At 70.1% G+C, this 2619-nt stretch carries 1 protein-coding gene; it reads left to right on the top strand.

From position 1 onward, the window contains the following. Positions 1–881: 881 nt before the first annotated feature. The coding region (locus tag DD1DGNOD_RS23530; RefSeq protein WP_131771047.1) for a uroporphyrinogen-III synthase at positions 882–2619 on the top strand (1738 nt) is incomplete at its 3' end.

Genomic DNA, 2619 nt, shown 5'->3' with positions numbered 1-2619 from the left:
CCTCCATGACCTCCATGACCTCCATGACCTCCATGAAGGGAAATCTTCGATCCCGCCGTGCCCTTCGATCCCGCCATGCGGCGCGGGGTGTGTGCCCGCATGGCGGCCGAAGCGAGTGCGCCACCTGAGCATCGCAATGGGGCGATGACCACCTGGCGAGTGGCCAGCAGCGCATACCCGGCCTGGGACTGAGCGCATACCCGGCCTGGGACTGAATGTTGTGCCGATACGAGGTAACGTCGCCGAATAAGGGCCGCGCCGATAGGCGCGTTGGATCAGCGAGCAGGCTTCGGTGACCCATCGCGAAGCGATGTACGAGGTCTGTGGGGCCGTGGACTCGGCAGTGCCTGTTGACGCCGGCCTCACAGTCGCAGCGCCCTGGGGACAGGACGTTGTGAGGACAGGACGACGTTGTGAGGACAGGACGTTCGATCAGGCAGCGGCGTCCGGGTGGATGCCTGGCGAGGTGACAGGAGGGATGCGCTGGCAGTCGAATACGTAGGTGACCAGGATGCGTCGGGGTTCGTCTTCGATCGCGCAGCCTGTACCGACGACAAGCAACTCTCGGCCAGCTGCTACGGTTTGTGCTGGACGATCCACCATCGCGGACTGCTGTTGTTGCCGAGCGTGCCTACCCGGCGGCCATTGAGGTCGGTTGTGGCGCGTTGGTTGGTGCCCTTGCCGACGTCGCGATGGCGTCCGCTGGAGCACCGGGCGCCGGTGCGATCCGACCACGGGCCGTGGTCGCCGTTGCCGGAGGGGAACCGTGTTCTCCGGTGCGAGATCACCGGGTCCGCCGACTACCCGGAGGCGCTGGGAGAGCGCCTCGCGGACAAGATGTTGTCCGCCGGAGCACAGACGCTGATGGGAAATCGCTGATCATGGCCACCCGCCGCACGAAGAAGCCTCTAACCCCGGTCGCCCTCGTTGGAGCAGGCCCCTGCGACCCCGGTTTGTTGACAGTTCTCGCCACCGAGACGCTGGCCGGGGCCGATTCGATAATCGTTGATCCGGACGTCGCCCCCGAGATTGTCGCCAAGCTACCCGGTGAGGTGCTGCGGATCGGCGATACCGAGGCGGCAAGACCAATCCTGGACGCGGACGCGGCGACCGCCGCGGTCGTCACCCGGGCTCGTGCCGGTGAGCGGGTCGTGCGGCTGTATGCCTCGGACCCATGGCTGACCGGAATCGGTACTGCCGACGCGCAGGCACTGGCCAAGGCGAAGATTCCTTTCCGGGTCGTGCCGGGGATTCCGACCGGCGCGGCGGTCGCCACCTACTCCGGGATCGCTGCCGGCCTTCCGGTCACCTTCGCGAGCACGCTGGGAGTCTTCTCCGCCAGCGGTGTGCAGCCCAACGTGACCCCGGTGACGGACACGCCCGCCGCGGGGCTGGGTTCCGCTCCCTTCGTGGCCGGTCGCATCGGCGGACGCGGCCTGTCCGGTCTCGGCGGTTCCGGTCTCGGCGGTTCCGGCCTGGGCGGCACGGGCCTGGGCGGCACGGGCCTGGGCGGGCCCGCTCTCGGTTCCGGTCTGGGGGCCTCGCCACTGGGTGCGTCGCTCGGCCTTGGTGGGCTCAGCGGAAGCCTGGACGCCCCTGGCGGGTCCGGCGGCCCGGACGTCGACTGGGTGGCGCTCGCCCAGGCACCCGGCACCCTCGTGGTGACCGCGGTCTCGAACGAGGTCGGCAAGGTGGCGGCGGCACTGGTCGAACACGGCCGGGCCGGTGACACCCCCGTGTCGGTGACGGTGGACGGCACCACGACCGACCAGCGCACGGTCTCCTCCACCCTGGACCGGATCGAGTCCGACGCGGCACCCGTCATCGCGAACGCCCCCTGCGTGGTGATGTCGATCGGTGCCGCGGTCGCAGCCCGTAACAAGCTGTCCTGGTGGGAGTCGCGCGCGCTGTTCGGCTGGACGGTGCTGGTGCCCCGGACGAAGGAGCAGGCGGCGATCCTGTCGGATCTGCTGCGCTCGCACGGCGCGAGTCCACTGGAGGTGCCCACGATCGCGGTGGAGCCGCCGCGGACGGCCGCACCCATGGAACGCGCGATCACCGGCCTGGTGTCGGGACGCTACCAGTGGGTGGCCTTCACCTCGGTCAACGCGGTCAAGGCCGTCCAGGAGAAGGTCGAGGAGCGCAGCCTGGACGCGCGGGCGTTCGCCGGCGTCAAGGTGGCCGCGATCGGCGAGGCGACTGCGGACGCCCTGCGCGCCTTCGGTATCCGCCCGGACCTCGTTCCCTCCGGCCAGCAGTCCAGTGAGGGCCTGCTCGCCGACTGGCCCGAGTACGACGACGTGTTCGATCCGCTCGACCGGGTGCTGCTGCCCCGGGCCGACATCGCCACCGAGACCCTGGTGGCCGGCCTGAAGGACCGCGGCTGGAACGTCGACGACGTCACGGCGTACCGTACGGTGCGGGCCGCGCCGCCGCCGGCCCCGATCCGGGAGGCGCTCAAGGGCGGCCGGGTGGACGCGGTGGTGTTCACCTCGTCCTCGACCGTGCGCAACCTGGTCGGGATCGCGGGCAAGCCGCACGAGACCACGGTGATCGCGGTGATCGGCCCGCAGACCGCGGCCACCGCGGTGGAGCTGGGCCTGCGCGTCGACGTCCAGG

Source organism: Candidatus Protofrankia californiensis (genome assembly GCF_900634765.1).
Taxonomy (GTDB): Bacteria; Actinomycetota; Actinomycetes; order Frankiales; family Frankiaceae; genus Protofrankia; species Protofrankia californiensis.
Note: the sequence above shows the minus strand (reverse complement) of the source record. Positions and strands in the feature narration are given on the sequence as shown.